The 715-nt window shown below is 41.1% G+C and carries 1 protein-coding gene; it reads right to left on the bottom strand.

Annotation, left to right across the window (positions count from 1 at the left end; genetic code table 11):
* On the bottom strand, positions 1 to 715 hold a 715-nt coding region (locus tag ABD915_RS10040), incomplete at both ends, for a DEAD/DEAH box helicase family protein (protein ID WP_345117827.1).

Genomic DNA, 715 nt, shown 5'->3' with positions numbered 1-715 from the left:
ATTTTAGTCTTATCATCAAGGGTAAGTTCATAATTCTCATCTGTCATCAGATGTTGAATGGATTCACTCACTTCCTCTTCATTAATACCCAAAACAATAATCTTATAAGGTGCTAAAAGTTCATTCTTCACGGCTTTAGAGAAAGTATAGGTGTAAAGCTCTTTTCCATAGAGCGCTTCATCGTCCATAGAGGCTAAAATGCCATTCATCTCATGGGCTTGTTTTTTGGCACTATCAGCAAAGATTTTTGGGGTTGCTGTCATATACAAACGTTTTTTACCCAAAATGATGCTGTTGTCGTGAACCTTGACAAACTCAGATTCATGCTTGTCTGTTCCTAATACAACCCCCGTTGTCCTATGGGCTTCATCACAAATGATCAGATCAAATTCGGATAAATCATATTCCTTTTGCGCATCGGAAATCACTTGAATGGAATGATAGGTCGAAAAGACCACGGTCATCACATCAAGAGATGTTTTATTAGCTTTACGTGCAAGTTCTTTCGCATCCGTGGTAGCCGGCAAGACAAGATCAGAAGCATCGAGACCAGCCTCATCATCCTGTTTCCCTTTACGACGCTTGCCCACTTGTGTATCCGAACACACGGCAAAGGAACGCAAGGGGATTTCTGTATCAATGGTCCATTCACGGATTGTTTGTGACATCAAAGCAAGAGAAGGTACCAGAAACAATACACGCTTGCCTTTTCCAG

This window comes from Bartonella jaculi (genome assembly GCF_039543045.1).
GTDB classification, from domain to species: domain Bacteria; phylum Pseudomonadota; class Alphaproteobacteria; order Rhizobiales; family Rhizobiaceae; genus Bartonella; species Bartonella jaculi.
The sequence above is the reverse complement of the archived record's forward strand: the minus strand, read 5'-3'. Positions and strand labels throughout refer to the sequence as shown.